Source organism: Gallalistipes aquisgranensis (genome assembly GCF_014982715.1).
GTDB classification, from domain to species: Bacteria; Bacteroidota; Bacteroidia; order Bacteroidales; family Rikenellaceae; genus Gallalistipes; species Gallalistipes aquisgranensis.
On the sequence record NZ_JADCJY010000001.1, the window covers coordinates 608483 to 623711 of the forward strand.

General features: G+C 60.1%; 12 protein-coding genes and 1 tRNA gene. 11 read left to right on the forward strand and 2 right to left on the reverse strand.

The genetic code is table 11. The features are described from left to right. The first annotated feature begins 133 nt into the window (after positions 1-133). The 3 genes from INF32_RS02185 to INF32_RS02195 all read left to right on the forward strand — a co-directional run bounded on the left by INF32_RS02185 (position 134) and on the right by INF32_RS02195 (position 5443). Complete coding sequence (locus INF32_RS02185; RefSeq protein ID WP_226386778.1) at positions 134-706, forward strand: porin family protein; 573 nt, start codon at positions 134-136, stop codon at positions 704-706. A 145-nt stretch (positions 707-851) separates the two neighbouring features. After that, positions 852-2840 (forward strand): fructose-1,6-bisphosphatase, encoded by a 1989-nt coding sequence (locus tag INF32_RS02190; protein ID WP_226386779.1) that lies wholly within the window; start codon positions 852-854, stop codon positions 2838-2840. Positions 2841-3148: 308 nt separating this feature from the next. Continuing rightward, a complete protein-coding gene (locus INF32_RS02195; protein ID WP_317172704.1) occupies positions 3149-5443 on the forward strand; it encodes a DUF2264 domain-containing protein in 2295 nt (764 codons plus the stop codon). Positions 5444-5523: 80 nt separating this feature from the next. Here INF32_RS02195 and INF32_RS02200 read toward each other — a convergent pair whose 3' ends face one another. Beyond that, positions 5524-6615: an NAD(P)-dependent oxidoreductase gene (locus tag INF32_RS02200; protein ID WP_226386781.1), complete on the reverse strand. Its 1092-nt coding sequence runs from the start codon at positions 6613-6615 to the stop codon at positions 5524-5526. Between the two features lie 118 nt (positions 6616-6733). Next, entirely contained in the window at positions 6734-8137 is a 1404-nt protein-coding gene (locus INF32_RS02205; protein WP_226386782.1) for a sialate O-acetylesterase, read from the reverse strand. Between the two features lie 306 nt (positions 8138-8443). Between INF32_RS02205 and INF32_RS02210 the strand changes: the two genes are divergently transcribed. The 8 genes from INF32_RS02210 (at position 8444) to INF32_RS02245 (ending at position 15204) form a co-directional block, all read left to right on the forward strand. After that, on the forward strand, positions 8444-10399 hold the full coding sequence (locus tag INF32_RS02210) for a PIG-L family deacetylase (RefSeq protein ID WP_226386783.1): 1956 nt from the start codon (positions 8444-8446) through the stop codon (positions 10397-10399). A 188-nt stretch (positions 10400-10587) separates the two neighbouring features. Next, positions 10588-11058, forward strand: a complete 471-nt coding sequence (coaD, locus tag INF32_RS02215) for a pantetheine-phosphate adenylyltransferase (protein WP_226386784.1) — start codon at positions 10588-10590, stop codon at positions 11056-11058. A gap of 13 nt (positions 11059-11071) precedes the next feature. Next, positions 11072-12121, forward strand: coding sequence for a UDP-3-O-(3-hydroxymyristoyl)glucosamine N-acyltransferase (gene lpxD / locus INF32_RS02220; RefSeq protein ID WP_226386785.1), 1050 nt, complete (start codon positions 11072-11074; stop codon positions 12119-12121). Positions 12122-12129: 8 nt separating this feature from the next. Next, the gene (gene ruvC, locus INF32_RS02225; protein WP_226386786.1) at positions 12130-12822 is read left to right on the forward strand and encodes a crossover junction endodeoxyribonuclease RuvC; all 693 of its coding nucleotides are present in this window, start codon (positions 12130-12132) and stop codon (positions 12820-12822) included. Continuing rightward, positions 12819-13847: a TlpA disulfide reductase family protein gene (locus INF32_RS02230; protein WP_226386787.1), complete on the forward strand. Its 1029-nt coding sequence runs from the start codon at positions 12819-12821 to the stop codon at positions 13845-13847. The genes ruvC and INF32_RS02230 overlap by 4 nt, the downstream gene beginning before the upstream one ends. A gap of 90 nt (positions 13848-13937) precedes the next feature. Then, positions 13938-14011 (forward strand) — tRNA-Arg (locus INF32_RS02235). A 310-nt stretch (positions 14012-14321) separates the two neighbouring features. Beyond that, positions 14322-14870 (forward strand): RNA polymerase sigma factor, encoded by a 549-nt coding sequence (locus INF32_RS02240; RefSeq protein WP_226386788.1) that lies wholly within the window; start codon positions 14322-14324, stop codon positions 14868-14870. Further along, positions 14863-15204 carry a hypothetical protein gene (locus INF32_RS02245; protein ID WP_226386789.1) on the forward strand — a complete coding sequence of 114 codons (342 nt, stop codon included), beginning with the start codon at positions 14863-14865 and terminating at the stop codon, positions 15202-15204. The genes INF32_RS02240 and INF32_RS02245 overlap by 8 nt, the downstream gene beginning before the upstream one ends. The last annotated feature ends 25 nt before the right edge of the window (positions 15205-15229 follow it).

Here is a 15229-nt window from a genome sequence, read left to right on the forward strand (position 1 = left end):
TCCCCGGCGGAAAATCCGTATCGGCCGGGCGGAAAGATGCATAAAAATGTTCCGCTTTATTTTATTCTATCCTAAATAGTTTTATATTTGTAGTACGAACTACCCTGAAAACTGACAACCCTAAAACGAACGTATGAAAAAATTTCTCCTCCTGTTCTTTTTTTCTGCGTCGGTCGCTGCCGTTTCGGCCCAACACCGGGTTTCCTATGGTGTGAAGGCAGGGATCAACGTCTCCCAGATCTACAATAAGTTCGCACAGGACGGTTCCGACCTGCGGTGTGCGCCCGTGGCGGGTGCTTTCGTCGGTTATCGTTTTGCGGACGGGCGGTTGGGCGTGCAGGCCGAAGTGCTCTATTCGGGCCGCGGAGGCCGCTACGGAAGCCGGGCCCGGGCCTACGATTACATCGACGTACCTCTGCTCCTGAAGGTGAAACTCTGGAAAGGGCTCGATCTGAATGCGGGCGGGCAGTACGGTTATCTGTTCAATGCCCAGGAGAAAATGAAGAACTCCAAGCCTCAGGCCATCACCGATGCCCGCAGACACGAATTTTCCGCGGTGGGCGGCCTCAGCTACGATATTACGGAACATCTGTTCGTCGACGGCCGCGTGGTGATCGGTACGATGCGTCTGCAGGACATCGACGTGAAGAACAGCAAGAAGCTCTACTCCTCGACCGCCGCCCTCACGCTGGGGCTGCGCTTCTGAGGGGCTGACCCGAACTTGATTCCGCGGGCCGTGCCGGAAAGGTACGGCCCTTTTTTTGCGTTTTTGTGCGGGCGGGGAGGATATTAATGGAAAATCCCTTATTTTTGGTCGTTGTCCGGCGTGTCCGGGTCTTATTTTTCCTGCCATGAGTAAAAGTACGCTTACAACGGAATCGGTACAGAAAGAACTCAAGTACCTGCAACTGCTTTCACGGAGTTTCCCGGCCGTATCGGACGCTACGACCGAAATCATCAACCTGGAGGCGATCCTCAATCTGCCGAAAGGTACGGAGCATTTCCTGACCGACCTGCACGGGGAGGACGAGGCGTTCCGGCACGTGCTGAAGAACGCGTCGGGCGTTGTGCGCCGCAAGGTGGAGGACCTTTTCGCCCATACGCTCCGCGAATCGGAGCGGAGGGACCTCTGTACGCTGATCTACTATCCGGAACAGAAGCTGGAGCTGGTCAAGGCCCGCGAGAGCAACATGGAGGATTGGTACCGGATCACGCTCCACCAACTGATCCGGGTGTGCCAGAACGTCTCCTCGAAATACACCCGGTCGAAAGTGCGCAAGGCGCTGCCGCCCGAATACTCCTACATCATCCAGGAACTCCTCCATGAGTCGCAGGCCGAACCCAACAAGTTTGACTACATCAACGGCATCATCGGGGCGATCGTCTCCACGGGTCGGGCCGACCACTTCATCACGGCCATGAGCCACCTGATCCAGCGTCTGACCATCGACATGCTCCACATCGTGGGGGACATCTACGACCGGGGTCCCGGGGCCCATATCATCATGGACACCCTGTGCCGTTACCACAATTTCGACATCCAGTGGGGCAACCACGACATCCTCTGGATGGGGGCGGCGGCCGGCAATACGGCCAGCATCGCCAATGCCGTGCGGATCGCGCTGCGTTATGCCAGCCTGGCCACGCTCGAAGACGGTTACGGGATCAACCTGTTGCCGCTGGCCACCTTCGCCATGGAGCAGTACGGCGACGATCCCTGCACCGTGTTCCGGCCCAAATCCGGCGGCGATGCCTCCCCGGACGAGAAGACCGTGCGTCTGATCGCCCAGATGCACAAGGCCGTCACGGTCGTACAGTTCAAACTGGAAGGACAGCTCATCGCCCGGCGGCCGGAGTTCGGCATGTCCGACCGGCTTCTGCTCGACAAGGTCGATTTCGGCCGGGGCGTGCTGCGGATCGACGGCCGGGAGATACCCCTGCGGGATACCCGTTTCCCCACGGTCGATCCGGCCGATCCCTACCGGCTCACGCCCGAAGAGGAGGAACTGGTGGAAAAACTGCGCCACTCCTTTCTCTCCAGCGAGAAACTGCGGCTCCACATGCGCTGTCTGTATGCCCACGGCAGCCTTTACCTGGTGAGGAATTCCAATCTGCTGTTCCATGCATCGATTCCGCTGAACGAGGACGGCTCTTTCCGGGAGGTGACCCTGCTCGGGAAACGGTATGCCGGCCGGCGGCTGCTCGACCGCATCGACTCGCTGGTGCGGACGGCCTATTTCGGCAGCGGGAACGGGCGGGAGCGGCAGTTCGCGCTGGACTATATGTGGTACCTGTGGTGCGGGGCCGATTCGCCGCTTTTCGACAAAAGCAAAATGGCCACCTTCGAGCGCTATTTCACCGCGGACAAGGAGGCGCAGCGCGAGATCAAGGGACACTATTACACCCTGCGCGACGAGGAGGCGGTCTGCGACCGCATTTTCGCCGAATTCGGACTGGACGGAACGCGCTCCCACATCATCAACGGTCATGTGCCCGTCAAGACGCTCCGGGGCGAGAAGCCGATGAAGGCGGGCGGACGGGTGCTGGTGATCGACGGAGGGTTCTCGAAAGCCTACCAGCCGGAGACGGGGATCGCGGGCTATACGCTGATCTACAATTCGCACGGACTGCAGCTGGTGCAGCACGAACCTTTCGAGTCGGCGGCCCGGGCGATCGAGGAGGGGCTCGACATCCGGTCGGCGCTGCTGGTGCTGGAGTTCACCGAGCGGCGCATGATGGTGCGTGATACGGATATCGGCCGCGAACTGGAGAAACAGATCGAGGATCTGAACAAGTTGCTGGTGGCCTACCGTAGCGGGCTTATCAAGGAGCGGACCTGAGTTCCTGACGCATTTTGTACGATTTTGCCAAAAACGCCCCTTTTTTGTACGATCGTAATGCGGAAAACGGGACGGATACACTTTTTTTGTCTCCGGAAATTGACGCTATGTGAGGGATAACGGCCGGACATTGAGTGCGGGGTGAAGATGAAAAAAGATATTTTTGCCTGTCGTGCGATTTCGTCCCGGCATGGAGAACCTGATTATTTAACCTGAAAAAACGAATGATGAGATCTTTTTTGTTGGCATTCGGCCTGTTGTCGTGTGCTTCGCTTTGGGGTGCCGTTCCTCGGCCCCAGACCCTGAAAATGGCCGACCGAGCACTGGAGACCGCCCGGGGGCAGGCCCTCCTGCTCTACCGTGAGATGGGGGCCTATCCCGACCGTCTGCCCCGGACGGCGGAAAAGGGAAAACTGAAGACGACCGCCTCCAAAGGATGGGTGAGCGGTTTCTTTCCGGGTACGCTCTGGTACCTCTACGAGAACAGCGGCGATTCCCTTCTGCTGGAGGCCGCCCGGAACATGACCGAGCGCGTCCGGAAAGAGCAATATACCACCACTAATCACGATGTGGGGTTCGTCATCAATTGCAGTTTCGGCAACGGATACCGGTTGACGGGCGACTCTTCCTACCGAGCCGTGCTCGTGCGGGCCGCCCGTTCGCTCTCCACGCGTTTCAGTCCTGTGGTGGGCTGCACGCGTTCGTGGGACGGGGCTCGGTGGAACTTTTCGGTCATCATCGACAACATGATGAACCTCGAACTGCTCACGGTGGCATCCTCTCTGACCGGGGAAAACACCTTTTACGATATGGCCTCCTCGCATGCAGACCGGACGATGGAGAACCACTTCCGTCCCGACGGCAGTTCCTATCATCTGGTGGACTACGATTCGCTGTCGGGCCGTGTGGTGCGCCGGATCACCTACCAGGGCGCTGCGGACGAGTCGTCCTGGGCCCGCGGCCAGGCATGGGGCCTGTACGGTTTCACGATGATGTACCGTCAGACGGGAAAGAAGGCCTATCTCGACCAAGCGGTGAAGATCGGTAACTACATCATGAACCATCCCCGCCTGCCCAAAGACAAAATTCCCTACTGGGATTTCGATGCTCCTGGCATTCCCCGCGCCCTGCGCGACGTTTCGGCCGGGGCGATCATGGCCTCGGCCTATCTGGAGCTGAGCACGTTCGTGGAGGGAGAGCTCTCCGGAAAGTACCTGCGTCTGGCCGAACAGATGCTCTCGTCGCTGGCATCGCCCGCCTACATGAACAGGCCGGGCGGCGATTTCGGGTTCATCCTGCGTCACAGCGTGGGGTTCATGGGTAAGAATTCGGAGGTGGATGTGCCGCTCAGTTATGCCGACTACTATTTCGTGGAGGCGCTGACGAGGCTCAAGAGACTGGCCGAGGGGCGTCCCGTGGTGGAGATTCGCACGGCATGGTCGGAGAATCCCGACCGGGCCCGCTGGCTTTCGGTGCTGGACCGGGTGTCGCGTCCCGTGCTGGAGCGCATGAGCCGAGGCGAACTGAAGAAGTGCATGCCGGTAGAGTCGTCCAACCGCGATCTGAGAGGACGCTGTGAAGTGACCCATCTGGAGGCGTTGGGGCGGCTGGTCACGGGCCTGGCCCCGTGGCTCGAGCTGGGGCCGGACGCTACGCCAGAAGGGCGTCTGCGCGGGTTGTATATCGACTGGGCGGTGAGGTCGATCCGTCATGCGGTCGATCCCTCGTCGCCCGACTACCTCAATTTCACCCGTAACCGTCAGCCGCTGGTCGATGCGGCTTTCCTGGCCCACGGGTTGCTCCGGGCCCGCACGCAGCTTTGGGACCGGCTCGACCGGCAGACGCAGGAACGGCTGATTGCGGAGTTGAAAGCCACGCGGACCATCAGGCCCGCCGAAAACAACTGGCTGCTCTTTTCGGCCATGGTGGAGACGGCCCTGAAGGAGTTCGCCGGGGAGTGGGAGTACGAACGTATCCGATACGCCCTCGACCGTCATCGCAGTTGGTACAAGGGTGACGGGTGGTACGGTGACGGACCGGAGTTCCATCTCGATTTCTACAACAGTTTCGTGATCCAGCCCATGCTGACCACCGTGCTGGAGATCGCCGGAAAGAACGGGGCGGGCGACGAGGCTTTCCTGCGCGACCAGCTCCGACGTTATGCGCGCTACGCCGAACAGCAGGAGCGGATGATCTCGCCCGAGGGGACCTATCCCGTGCTGGGGCGTTCGCTGGCGTATCGTTTCGGCGCCTTTTACGCCCTGTCCGACGTCAGCTACCGACACATGCTGCCCGGAACGCTGAAACCTGCCCAGGTACGCTGTGCCCTGACTTCGGTGATCGCCCGCCAGAGCGAGGCGCCCGGAACGTTCGATGCGCAGGGATGGATGCGTGTCGGACTTTGCGGCCATCAGCCGGGGGTGGGAGAGACCTATATTTCCACGGGCAGCCTCTACTTGTGCAGTGCCGTTTTCGTGGCGCTGGGACTGCCCGTCTCCGATCCGTTCTGGAGCGATCCGGAGGCCGACTGGACGGCCCTGAAGGTTTGGAAGGGCGAGGATATCCGGTGCGACAAGGCGCTGAAAACCCCGAAAGACAGATAGTCCGCGGCAGTTTTACCGGGTAAGGAAAGGGATACCCCCGCGGCATTCGCCGGCGGGGGTATCCCTTTCCCGTCAGTCTCCTATTTTCTCGGGCGCTCCGTCCGCTTCCGGGCCGTGAGCAGGTCGAGTTCGGGACCGATCAGCCCTTCGCGCCGCGTGATGTCGAGCAGTTTCCGCTCCGTCTCTTCGGGCGGGAGCAGGGGACCGGCCGGCCGGGGTCGGAGAGCCATGTAAAGCGCCCCTTCGTTGTGGAGGGCCATCGTCGCGTCGATATACCGGAGCAGGGTGGGCTCCTCCAGCATGAAATTGAGGGGGGCTTTCCGCTCCAGTACCCGTTCGTCGGGGATCGAGGGTCCGTATTCGTCCTCCACGCCCATATTGGCCAGCAGGGTGTCCGATCCGACGAGTGCCTCGGCCGGGATACGGCCTTCCAGCGCATGGGGAACCCCGGTGGCGGTCACGACGGCATAGGCGCCTTCCAGTGCCCGGGCCACGGCACTGCGGTCCCTGTAGTCCGCAATCTCTTCGGCACATGCCCTCACCCGTCCGCCTGCCGTGCCCGGGTCGGTCACAACATGGACCCGCGCTCCGGCCCGGAATGCCTGGAGAATGATGCCCGTGCCCACCTTGCCGCTGCCGAAGACCACCAGTTTCTTTCCTTTCCACTCCCCGTACCCCAGCGTGCGCATGGCCCGCAGGTAGCTTTCGCCCGTTCCGAGGCAGGTTTCGATCTGCTTGATGATTCCTTCGTCGGCCATGAAGACGGGCCTCGGACACCGGGCATAGGCCCGTGCTCCGGAGCGGGTGAGTTCGGCGTATCCGATCCGGGCCTGCCGGCCGGAAAAGGCTCCGGCGCAGTCCAGCACGAGGTCGTATGTTCCCGGATCGGCGCTCTCCTCCCGTTCGAACGGAATGCCGGTCGCAGCCAGACGCCCGAGCAGTGCGGCATCGTTGGGCAGGCGCCGAGAGACGCCCAGCGTGAGGCGCGCCCCGGCGGCCAGCAGGGCGAGGTGTTTGAGCAGCGTATTGTGGAAAATGGGGGTGGCGTCGAGTATCTCGAGCCCATCCAGCGGCCGGGACGCCCTCCACCGGGCGGTCTGTTCCCGCAGGGCCGGATACTCCTGTTCTACGTAACGTCCGGCCACGATCGCTTCGATCTGGTCTGTCAGCATAAGGCGAATGTTTTTGCTAAAATAGTCCGTTCGGACGAAAAAAACAACCCGGACGGGCGAGGAGGGCCCGAAAGCCCCGAATCGTCCGTCCGGATTGTTATGGTGCCGCTGCGGGCCGTTACCAGTTGTCGCTGCGGAACGGGGCGGCGGGCAGGCCTTCGGTGTTGTAGAGATTGGTTTTGTGCCAACTGTGGAAGGCGAAACGGACGGCTACCGGAGCCGGGACGGCTTCGGACGATACCACTACCCGTTTGCGGTCTTTGTGGACGCGGGCCTTGGCGGGATGAAAAACCCGGTCCTCGCCTGCCAGTTCGAAGCAATCCAGATCGGTCTTTTCGGGAGAGAGTCCGAGTCCCGTGTGGTCGAAACTGACCAGTGCCTTGCCGTTTTCGAACTCCACGCTTCTGAACAGGGGGCCCGAGGCGGGGATGCCTTTCAATCCGTACGTGCCTGCCAGTGCGGCTGCTGCGGCCCGCCGGGCTACGGGTGCCTTGAGGGGGGCGTGGATGAAATTGGGCGACCCGATGTCGGACGTGCCTACGAGCGAGCAGCCGGGAACGGTGCGCACCACCTGTTGCTGGGCCTCCATGATCAGAGCCCCGGCCAGTTCCTCACGGCTGGCGTAGGGACATATCTGGCAGATGATGAACGGCATGTCGGGCCGGTTCCACTCACTGCGCCACAGTCCGATCATGTCGGTCAGCAGCCGGGCGTAGATGTGTGCCCGCGAACGGTTGCTCTCCCCCTGGTACCAGACCACGCCCTTGAAGTTCATCTTCAGCAGCGGGGTGAGCATGCCGTTGTAGAGGGTGCTGGGGGCCCGGTGGGGCATGTCCGCCTTTTCGGCCGGGATGTAGTCGCGGCCGGGAGTGTATTTCGCCAGCGTGGCGGGGCTCATCCATGCCTCCACGTTCGATCCTCCGTAGCAGGAGACGACGATACCGACGGGTATGCCGAGCGTCTCGTTCAGCTGTTTCCCAAACAGGTATCCGACGGCGCTGAATGCGGCCACGCTCTCCGGGGTGCAGGTTTTCCACTCTCCGGAACAGGAGGCCTGGGGTGCGTCGGCCGGTTTGCGTCCCACGGTGTAGAGACGCAGATGCCGGTAGCGGGGCGACGACATGATCTCCGCGAGGGACCCGTCGGTGGGCTGGGACGGAAAGCCACGCATGGGCATCTCCATGTTGGACTGGCCGGAACAGAGCCATACCTCGCCGATCAGTACGTCTTCGAGCGTGGCGGTTCCGTCTCCCGAGGCGGTGACGGTCTGGGGCTCGGCCGTGGCTGCCGGCGTGGGAACGGTGACGCTCCAGAAGCCGTTGCCGTCCGCCCTGGTTTTACGGACGAGGCCGTCCCACGAGCAGGTCACCCCGATTTCGCTGCGGGGCGAGGCGCTCCCGTGGATGGTCGCTTCGCTTCGCTGCTGGAGCACCATGTGGTCGCCGAGGGTGGGGTGGAACTTTACTTCGGCCCGTAGCGTGAAGACGGAGCAGAGGCCGAGGATCATAAGCAGTTTTTTCATCGTTTCAGGTTGTTTGGTTACCGTGCAAAGATAATTCAGAATCCTTTTTCCCGGATCGGAATAATGTCCCGAGCCGTTGTAAAATAGTACAAAAAGACTAATCCGTCGGGGAAGACAGAGGGCCCTTCCGCTTTCCCCGACGGATAAGGGGAGAATTGCGGACGAAATATGCCGCTATTCCGAACTATATTGGCCGTTCTTTCCGAGGGGGGACGCTATCTTTGTAAAAAAGGAGTTTCGTGCGGAAGGCGCATAGTTTCCGAATAAAATTTCCTATTTTTACCACTCCATAAAATTCCAGAGGTTATGAACGGCAATTATAATTTGCAGATCGACGGGGGACTGATTACAGAGGGTGTCCCCTACGACATCATTCACCGCTACGAGCGGATCAGGACTTCGGTTTTCCCGACCGAGTACGACGGCGTACAGCATGCCGCCGACATCATCGTGGGGATGATCAACGACCACAGCCGCGAGGCGGCCGAGTCCGGCATCGACTATTCGGCCACGCCCTTCGCTCTGGGGCTGAGTACGGGACGGACGCCCGTGGGGCTCTATCATGAGCTGGTGAAGCGTTACGAGCGGGGAGAGGTGAGTTTCCGCGAGGTGGCGGTGTACAGTCTCGACGAATTTTATCCGATCACGGCGCAGGAGCAGCAGAGCCGGAATTTCCGCATCCATGAGGATTTTCTGAACCATGTGGACATCCTGCCCGAGAATATCCATATTCCCGACGGTTCGATTCCCCTGGAGGAAATCTCCTCCTACTGTACGGCCTACGACATGGAGGCGTCGAACATCGACCTGATGATTATCGGTATGGGCATCCAGGGACAGGTGGGCTTCAACGAGCCCGGCAGTTACCGTAACTCGCGTACGCGGCTGGTGGCCCTGAACAACGCCACGCGGGAGTCGCTTTCGCCGATCTTCTACAACAACGTTGAGGATACGCCCCGGATGGCCATTACGCTCGGCATGGAGACCATCATGAAGGCGAAGCGGATCATTCTGCTGGCCTGGGGCGAGGAGAAGTCCGACGTGGTGGGCAAACTGGTCGAGGGCGAGGTGACGGTGCAGGTGCCCGTCACCCTGTTGCAGGAGCACGAGAACATAGAGGTCGTGGTGGACGAGAATGCTGCGCAGGGGCTGACCCGCATCCAGGCCCCGTGGCTGGTGGGGCCTTGCCGGTGGACGCCCAAGTTCATCCGCAAGGCGGCCGTATGGCTCTGCCAGCAGGTGGACCGGCCGATCCTGAAGCTGACCTACCAGGACTATATCGACCATTCGCTGGGTGGTCTGCTCGACAGTGTGGGGCGTACCTATGACCGGATCAATATAGACGTGTTCAACGATTTGCAGCACACCATCACCGGCTGGCCCGGAGGCAAACCCGATGCCGACGACTCGACGCGGCCCGTACCTTCGAAGCCCTACCCGAAACGGGTGATCGTCTTCTCGCCCCATCCGGACGACGATGTGATTTCGATGGGCGGAACGCTCCACCGGCTGGTGTCGCAGGGACACGACGTGCATGTTGCCTATCAGACTTCGGGCAATGTGGCCGTACATGACGATATGGTGCTTCAGGTGATGGATACGGCCCGCGAAGTGGGTCTGGGGGACCGTTACGATGAGATACGCCGGGTGATTGCCTCCAAAAAACGGGGTGAGCCCGAACCGAGGGAGCTGCTCGACGTAAAGGGGGCGATCCGAAGGGGCGAGGCCAAGGCGGCCTGCCGCCTGTTCGGGTTGGACGACAGTACAAACGTGCATTTTCTCAATCTGCCTTTCTACGAGACGGGAGGCATCAAAAAGAGCCGGCTGGGCGAGGCCGATATCCGGATCGTGGTCGATCTGCTGCGCACGATCCAGCCGCACCAGATCTATGCCGCCGGCGACCTGTCCGATCCTCACGGCACGCACCGCGTCTGCATCGAGGCCGTACTGGAGGCCCTGTCGCGTGTGAAGGACGATCCGTGGATGAAGGGCTGCACCATGTGGCTTTACCGCGGGGCATGGCAGGAGTGGGACCTGGGTGTGGTCGATATGGCCGTGCCGCTGAGCCCCGAGGAGATGATCGCCAAGCGTCATGCCATCTACCGCCACCTTTCGCAGAAGGACATCGTGCCCTTCCCCGGTGCCGACAAGCGGGAGTTCTGGCAGCGGGCCGAGGAGCGCACGCAGAACACCGCCCGGTTGTATGACCGGCTGGGTATGGCCGAATACCAGGCCATCGAAGTCTTCGTGCGGATGATGTAGAACGCGCGGTTTCCGATAAACGGGCCGGTTCGGGGGAAAAACGGACCGGCCCGCTGTTTTTTCCTGACCGTGTCCGGCTGTTACCGCACGGGGAGAATGCGAAACGGAGCCGGGAAAATCAAGTAAGGCGCTTTTTTGCGCGGCATGTCTCAAAATTTGATTACCTTCGCGTCAAACTGATTCGTTTTATGGAGAGAGTCGCATTGTTTCCGGGGTCGTTCGATCCTTTCACGCTGGGCCATCAGGCCATTGTGGAGCAGGGGCTCCGGATTTTCGACCGCATCGTCGTCGGGGTGGGGGCCAACAGCGAGAAGCACGGCCTGCTCACCGTGGAGAACAGGGAGCGTCTGATCGGCGATATCTACCGCGGGAATCCCTGCGTGGAGACCGTTTCCTACGGCGGACTGACGGGGGATTACTGCCGGCAGCGGGGAATCCGGTTCATTCTGCGGGGCATGCGCAACACGGTGGACTACGAGTACGAGCGGGGCATGATGCTGATCAACCAGCGGCTCTATCCGGAGATCACTACTGTCCTGCTGTTCACTCCGCCGGAATACGTGGCGATCTCCTCGAGCATGATCCGCGAGCTGGTCTCCTACGGGAACGACCCGATCGAGCTGATGCCCAGTAATATCGACATCAAGAATTACCTATAAAAGCAACGACGTTATGGAATTTACAGCCGAAATCATAGCAGGTTTCCTGGGCGGTGAGATCGCGGGAGACAAGGATGCGAAAGTGTGGACGATCGCCAAGATCGAGGAAGGTACCCCCGGGGCTCTCTCGTTCCTTTCCAATCCCAAGTACGAACATTACATTTACGATACGGACTCTTCGATCGTGATCGTGAGCCGGGAATTCGTTCCCTCGCGCCCGGTGCGGGCGACGATGATCCGGGTGGACGATCCCTACGGTTGTTTCGCCAAGCTGCTGGAGCTCTATGTGGCCAACAAACCGCAGAAGACAGGCATCAGTCCGCTCAGCTCGATCCATGCCGGTGCCCGGCTGGGCGAGAACTGCTATGTAGGCGAGTTTGCCGTGATCGGCGACGGGGTGACTGCCGGTGACGGCTGCAAGATATATCCTCATGTGTATGTCGGCGACCGGGTCCGATTGGGAAAGAACGTCACGCTCAACGCGGGGGTGCGTATCTACGAGGATTGCGTGATCGGCGACAATGTGATCCTGCATGCGGGATGCGTGATCGGGGCGGACGGTTTTGGTTTCGCGCCCAACGAGAAGGGTGAGTTCGTGAAGATTCCCCAGATCGGCAACGTGGTGATCGAGGACGACGTGGAGATCGGGGCCAATACCTGCGTGGATCGGGCCACGATGGGGTCTACGCGCATTAGGAAAGGTGTGAAGCTCGACAATCTGATCCAGATCGGGCATAACGTGGTGGTCGGCGAGAATACGGTCTGCGCCTCGCAGGTGGGAATCGCCGGTTCCACGAAGGTGGGACACAGCTGCATGATGGGCGGTCAGGTGGGGATCGCCGGTCATCTGACCATCGGCGACGGCGTGAAGCTGGCCTCCAAGAGCGGCGTGTCGAACAGTATCGCCGACGGACAGACCTATATGGGATCGCCCGCCCTGCCGGGAACCAAGTTCCACCGGGCGCATGCCGTTTACCGGAACCTGCCCGATTTGAGCAACCGGGTGCATCAGATCGAAAAGGCGCTCGAAAAGTTGTTGAAGGAGCGGGAGGCTGCCGAATAGTTTTTCCGATGAAGGAACGGCCGGAAAGGATCATCATGGGGATCGACCCGGGCACCAATACGGCCGGGTACGGTTTCCTGGAGGTGCGGGGTGCCGCCGTGCACTGCATCGTGCTGGGAGATATCGCGCTTCACCAGTTGAAAGACCCTTACCGGAAACTGCGTCATCTGTTCGACCGGGTGGGGGCGCTGATCGAGGAGTATCGTCCGGACGAAGTGGCGCTGGAATCGCCCTTTTTCGGGGAGAACGTCCAGAGCATGTTGAAACTCGGCCGGGCGCAGGGGGTGGCGATGGCCGCCGCGCTGACGCATGACCTGCCCGTGTTCGAATATGCCCCGCGCCGGATCAAACAGGCGATCACGGGGCAGGGTGGGGCCTCGAAGGAGCAGGTGGCGGCCCTGTTGAAAAGTATGCTGCACGTGGAGTACGACGTGAAGAGGCTGGACGCCACGGACGGGCTGGCGGTAGCGCTGTGCCACTATTTCGTCAGTTCGGCCCCGATCAACGAGGCTTGCGGGGACGATCGGAAAAAGGCTCTGGGCGGCGGATTGAAGGCCGTGTCGCGGCAGGGAAGCCGCAGCTGGGAGAGTTTCGTGAGCGATCATCCCGACCGGTTGGTGCGGCCGGTGTCCGGGAAACGGCCGGTGGCGGAAGGTGCGGAGTGTCCGCTGGAACATAGAATTCAAAAACGGAAACCATGAAGAAAAGGATATGGAGCACGCTATTGCTGGCTGGTATGCTGGCAGGGTGCGGAGGACAGGACGGATACCGGGTCGAAGGCGACTTGAAGGGGCTTGCCGGAGAGGTGTATCTGAATATCGACGGGCGGATGGCCGATACGGCTTCGGTGAAGGATGGCAAGTTTGTCTTCGAGGGGAAGACGGAGCGTCCGGCGACGGCGACCGTTCTGAACGAACGCGGACAGGTGACGACCTTCTTCCTGGAGAACGGCCGGATCGTGCTGAAAGGGGATGCGGAGAAGCCGATGGAGATCGAGATCACGGGAACGTTGAGCAACGAACGGTACAGTGAGGTGCGCCGGAAGCTGACGGCGTGCGTCGACCGTTACATGGCGGCTTCGTCCGGCGAGGAGAAAGAGGCGGCGATGGCATCGTTCGATTCGCTTTTCTGGGCTTCGGTGGATGCGAACACGGACAACATGCTGGGTGCTACTTTGCTTTACCAGGCTGCCCAGGGAGATGATCCCGCGCGGGTGGTTGATGCGATCGGGCGGTTTTCGTCCGAAATGCGGACTCATCCCATGATGAAAGAGGCGGAGCGGATCGCCGGAACGGCTCTGCGGACGGCGGTGGGGCAGCCTTATACCGACATCACGTTGCCGGATGCGGACGGAAAGAATGTGTCGCTCTCTTCGCTGGTGGGCGAGGGAAAGTACGTGCTGCTCGACTTCTGGGCATCGTGGTGCGGACCCTGCCGGGAGGAGTTTCCCTATCTGGCAGAAGCGTACGGGAAATACCGTGCGAAGGGGTTCGACATATATGGCGTTTCGCTCGACCAGGACCGGGAAGCATGGTCGGAAGCCGTGGAACGTTACGGTCTTGTGTGGACGAACGTGGTGGCGGACGAAAATCCGAACGATGCGGCACAAGTGTATGGGGTCACTTCCATTCCGGCCAATTTCCTGATCGCTCCCGACGGAAAGATCGTGGCGCGCGACCTGAGAGGAGAGGCATTGGCGAAAAAACTGGCCGAATGGCTGGAATAATCATGCCGGATCATAAAAAAACTGAAAAAATCACCGAAATATTTGCAGGGTCGTCAAAATTAGCTATATTTGCACTCGCAAATCAGACAAGGCTCCGTAGCTTAACTGAATAGAGCACTTGACTACGGATCAAGAGGTTACAGGTTTGAATCCTGTCGGAGTCACTGAAAAAAGCAACTTGCAGAAATGCAAGTTGCTTTTTTTATGCCATTTGGGGTAGGTATCGGGTGATTCGTGCAGACCTGTGTGAACAGGGAATCGACATGCATGCCCCCGTCGCCGAAGTGTTGGCGGTTGAAAATCATCGGCAAATGGAGTGTCCTGTCGATATCGTAGTGAGATCGCCTGTGCCGCCAGCCTTTCGGGCGCTCGGGAGAGCCGGGAGGGAAAAATTTCCGTTTTTCCGGGAAATGTGGAATATTTCGTTTATCTTGATTTAACATTTCGCTGCCCGTTGCATCATTATCAATGAGTATGAATTCAGCGACCGATAACCGTATCATTGCCATGCTGGGCGACGGGGGCGACCCGGAGGCTGGGGTCAGAATGCTCGTCGAGCTGTACGGTGAGCGTATCTACTGGCATGTCAGACGGTTGGTGCTGTTTCACGAAGAGGCCGAGGAACTGACTCAGGATACCTTCGTGCGTGCCTGTTTCCGTATCGGGTCGTACAGAGGGGAGGGGCCGTTTTCCGCCTGGCTCTACCGGATCGCCACCAACGAGGCCCTCCAGTGGATTCGCAGGAAGCGGGCCGGCCGGAAAAACCTGATCGGGGTGGAATGCCTTTCGGACCTTCCGGCCGAAGAGGTGGAGCTGGGTGATGCGGCGGCAGACCTTTTTGCGGAGGCGGTCCTGCGGCTTCCCCCGCGGCAGCGGTCGGTCTTTACGCTCCGTTACTATGACGGGATGCCGTACCGGCAGATCGCGCAGGTAATGGAGACGACAGAGTCGAACGCCAGAACGACATACCATTATGCAACGGATAAAATCAGGGATTTCATAAAGGAACATGGTTATGAATGATGTATTTCAGACCGGACGGAGGGACGGCAGGATGCCTTTCCGGGTTCCGGAAGGATTTTTCGATGAATTGCCCCGGCGGACGGTGCTGCGGCTGAGGGCCGAGACCCGGAGACGCCGACGGAGGCTGATCGTCCGGGTGGCTGCAGTCGTCGTACCGTTCGCCGCCTGCCTCGCGGTGGCCATAGTGTTCCGTGTCTCCGACGGGAGGGAACGGGAAAGTGTCGCTTTCGGGTCGGACGGCACTGAACAGTTCGACTGTTATTTGCAGGGCCTTTCTGACGAGGAACTGAAGAACCTCGCGGCCGAAGCCTCGCTCGATCCTACTTTCTATTGACGATGTAGTATGAACGGATAAAACT

Coding starts and splice junctions, on each gene's coding strand:
- INF32_RS02185 (WP_226386778.1), top strand. CDS start 134: ATGAAAAAATTTCTCCTCCTGTTCTTTTTTTCTGCGTCGGTCGCTGCC.
- INF32_RS02190 (WP_226386779.1), top strand. CDS start 852: ATGAGTAAAAGTACGCTTACAACGGAATCGGTACAGAAAGAACTCAAG.
- INF32_RS02195 (WP_317172704.1), top strand. CDS start 3,149: ATGGCCGACCGAGCACTGGAGACCGCCCGGGGGCAGGCCCTCCTGCTC.
- INF32_RS02200 (WP_226386781.1), bottom strand. CDS start 6,615: ATGCTGACAGACCAGATCGAAGCGATCGTGGCCGGACGTTACGTAGAA.
- INF32_RS02205 (WP_226386782.1), bottom strand. CDS start 8,137: ATGAAAAAACTGCTTATGATCCTCGGCCTCTGCTCCGTCTTCACGCTA.
- INF32_RS02210 (WP_226386783.1), top strand. CDS start 8,444: ATGAACGGCAATTATAATTTGCAGATCGACGGGGGACTGATTACAGAG.
- coaD (WP_226386784.1), top strand. CDS start 10,588: ATGGAGAGAGTCGCATTGTTTCCGGGGTCGTTCGATCCTTTCACGCTG.
- lpxD (WP_226386785.1), top strand. CDS start 11,072: ATGGAATTTACAGCCGAAATCATAGCAGGTTTCCTGGGCGGTGAGATC.
- ruvC (WP_226386786.1), top strand. CDS start 12,130: ATGAAGGAACGGCCGGAAAGGATCATCATGGGGATCGACCCGGGCACC.
- INF32_RS02230 (WP_226386787.1), top strand. CDS start 12,819: ATGAAGAAAAGGATATGGAGCACGCTATTGCTGGCTGGTATGCTGGCA.
- INF32_RS02240 (WP_226386788.1), top strand. CDS start 14,322: ATGAATTCAGCGACCGATAACCGTATCATTGCCATGCTGGGCGACGGG.
- INF32_RS02245 (WP_226386789.1), top strand. CDS start 14,863: ATGAATGATGTATTTCAGACCGGACGGAGGGACGGCAGGATGCCTTTC.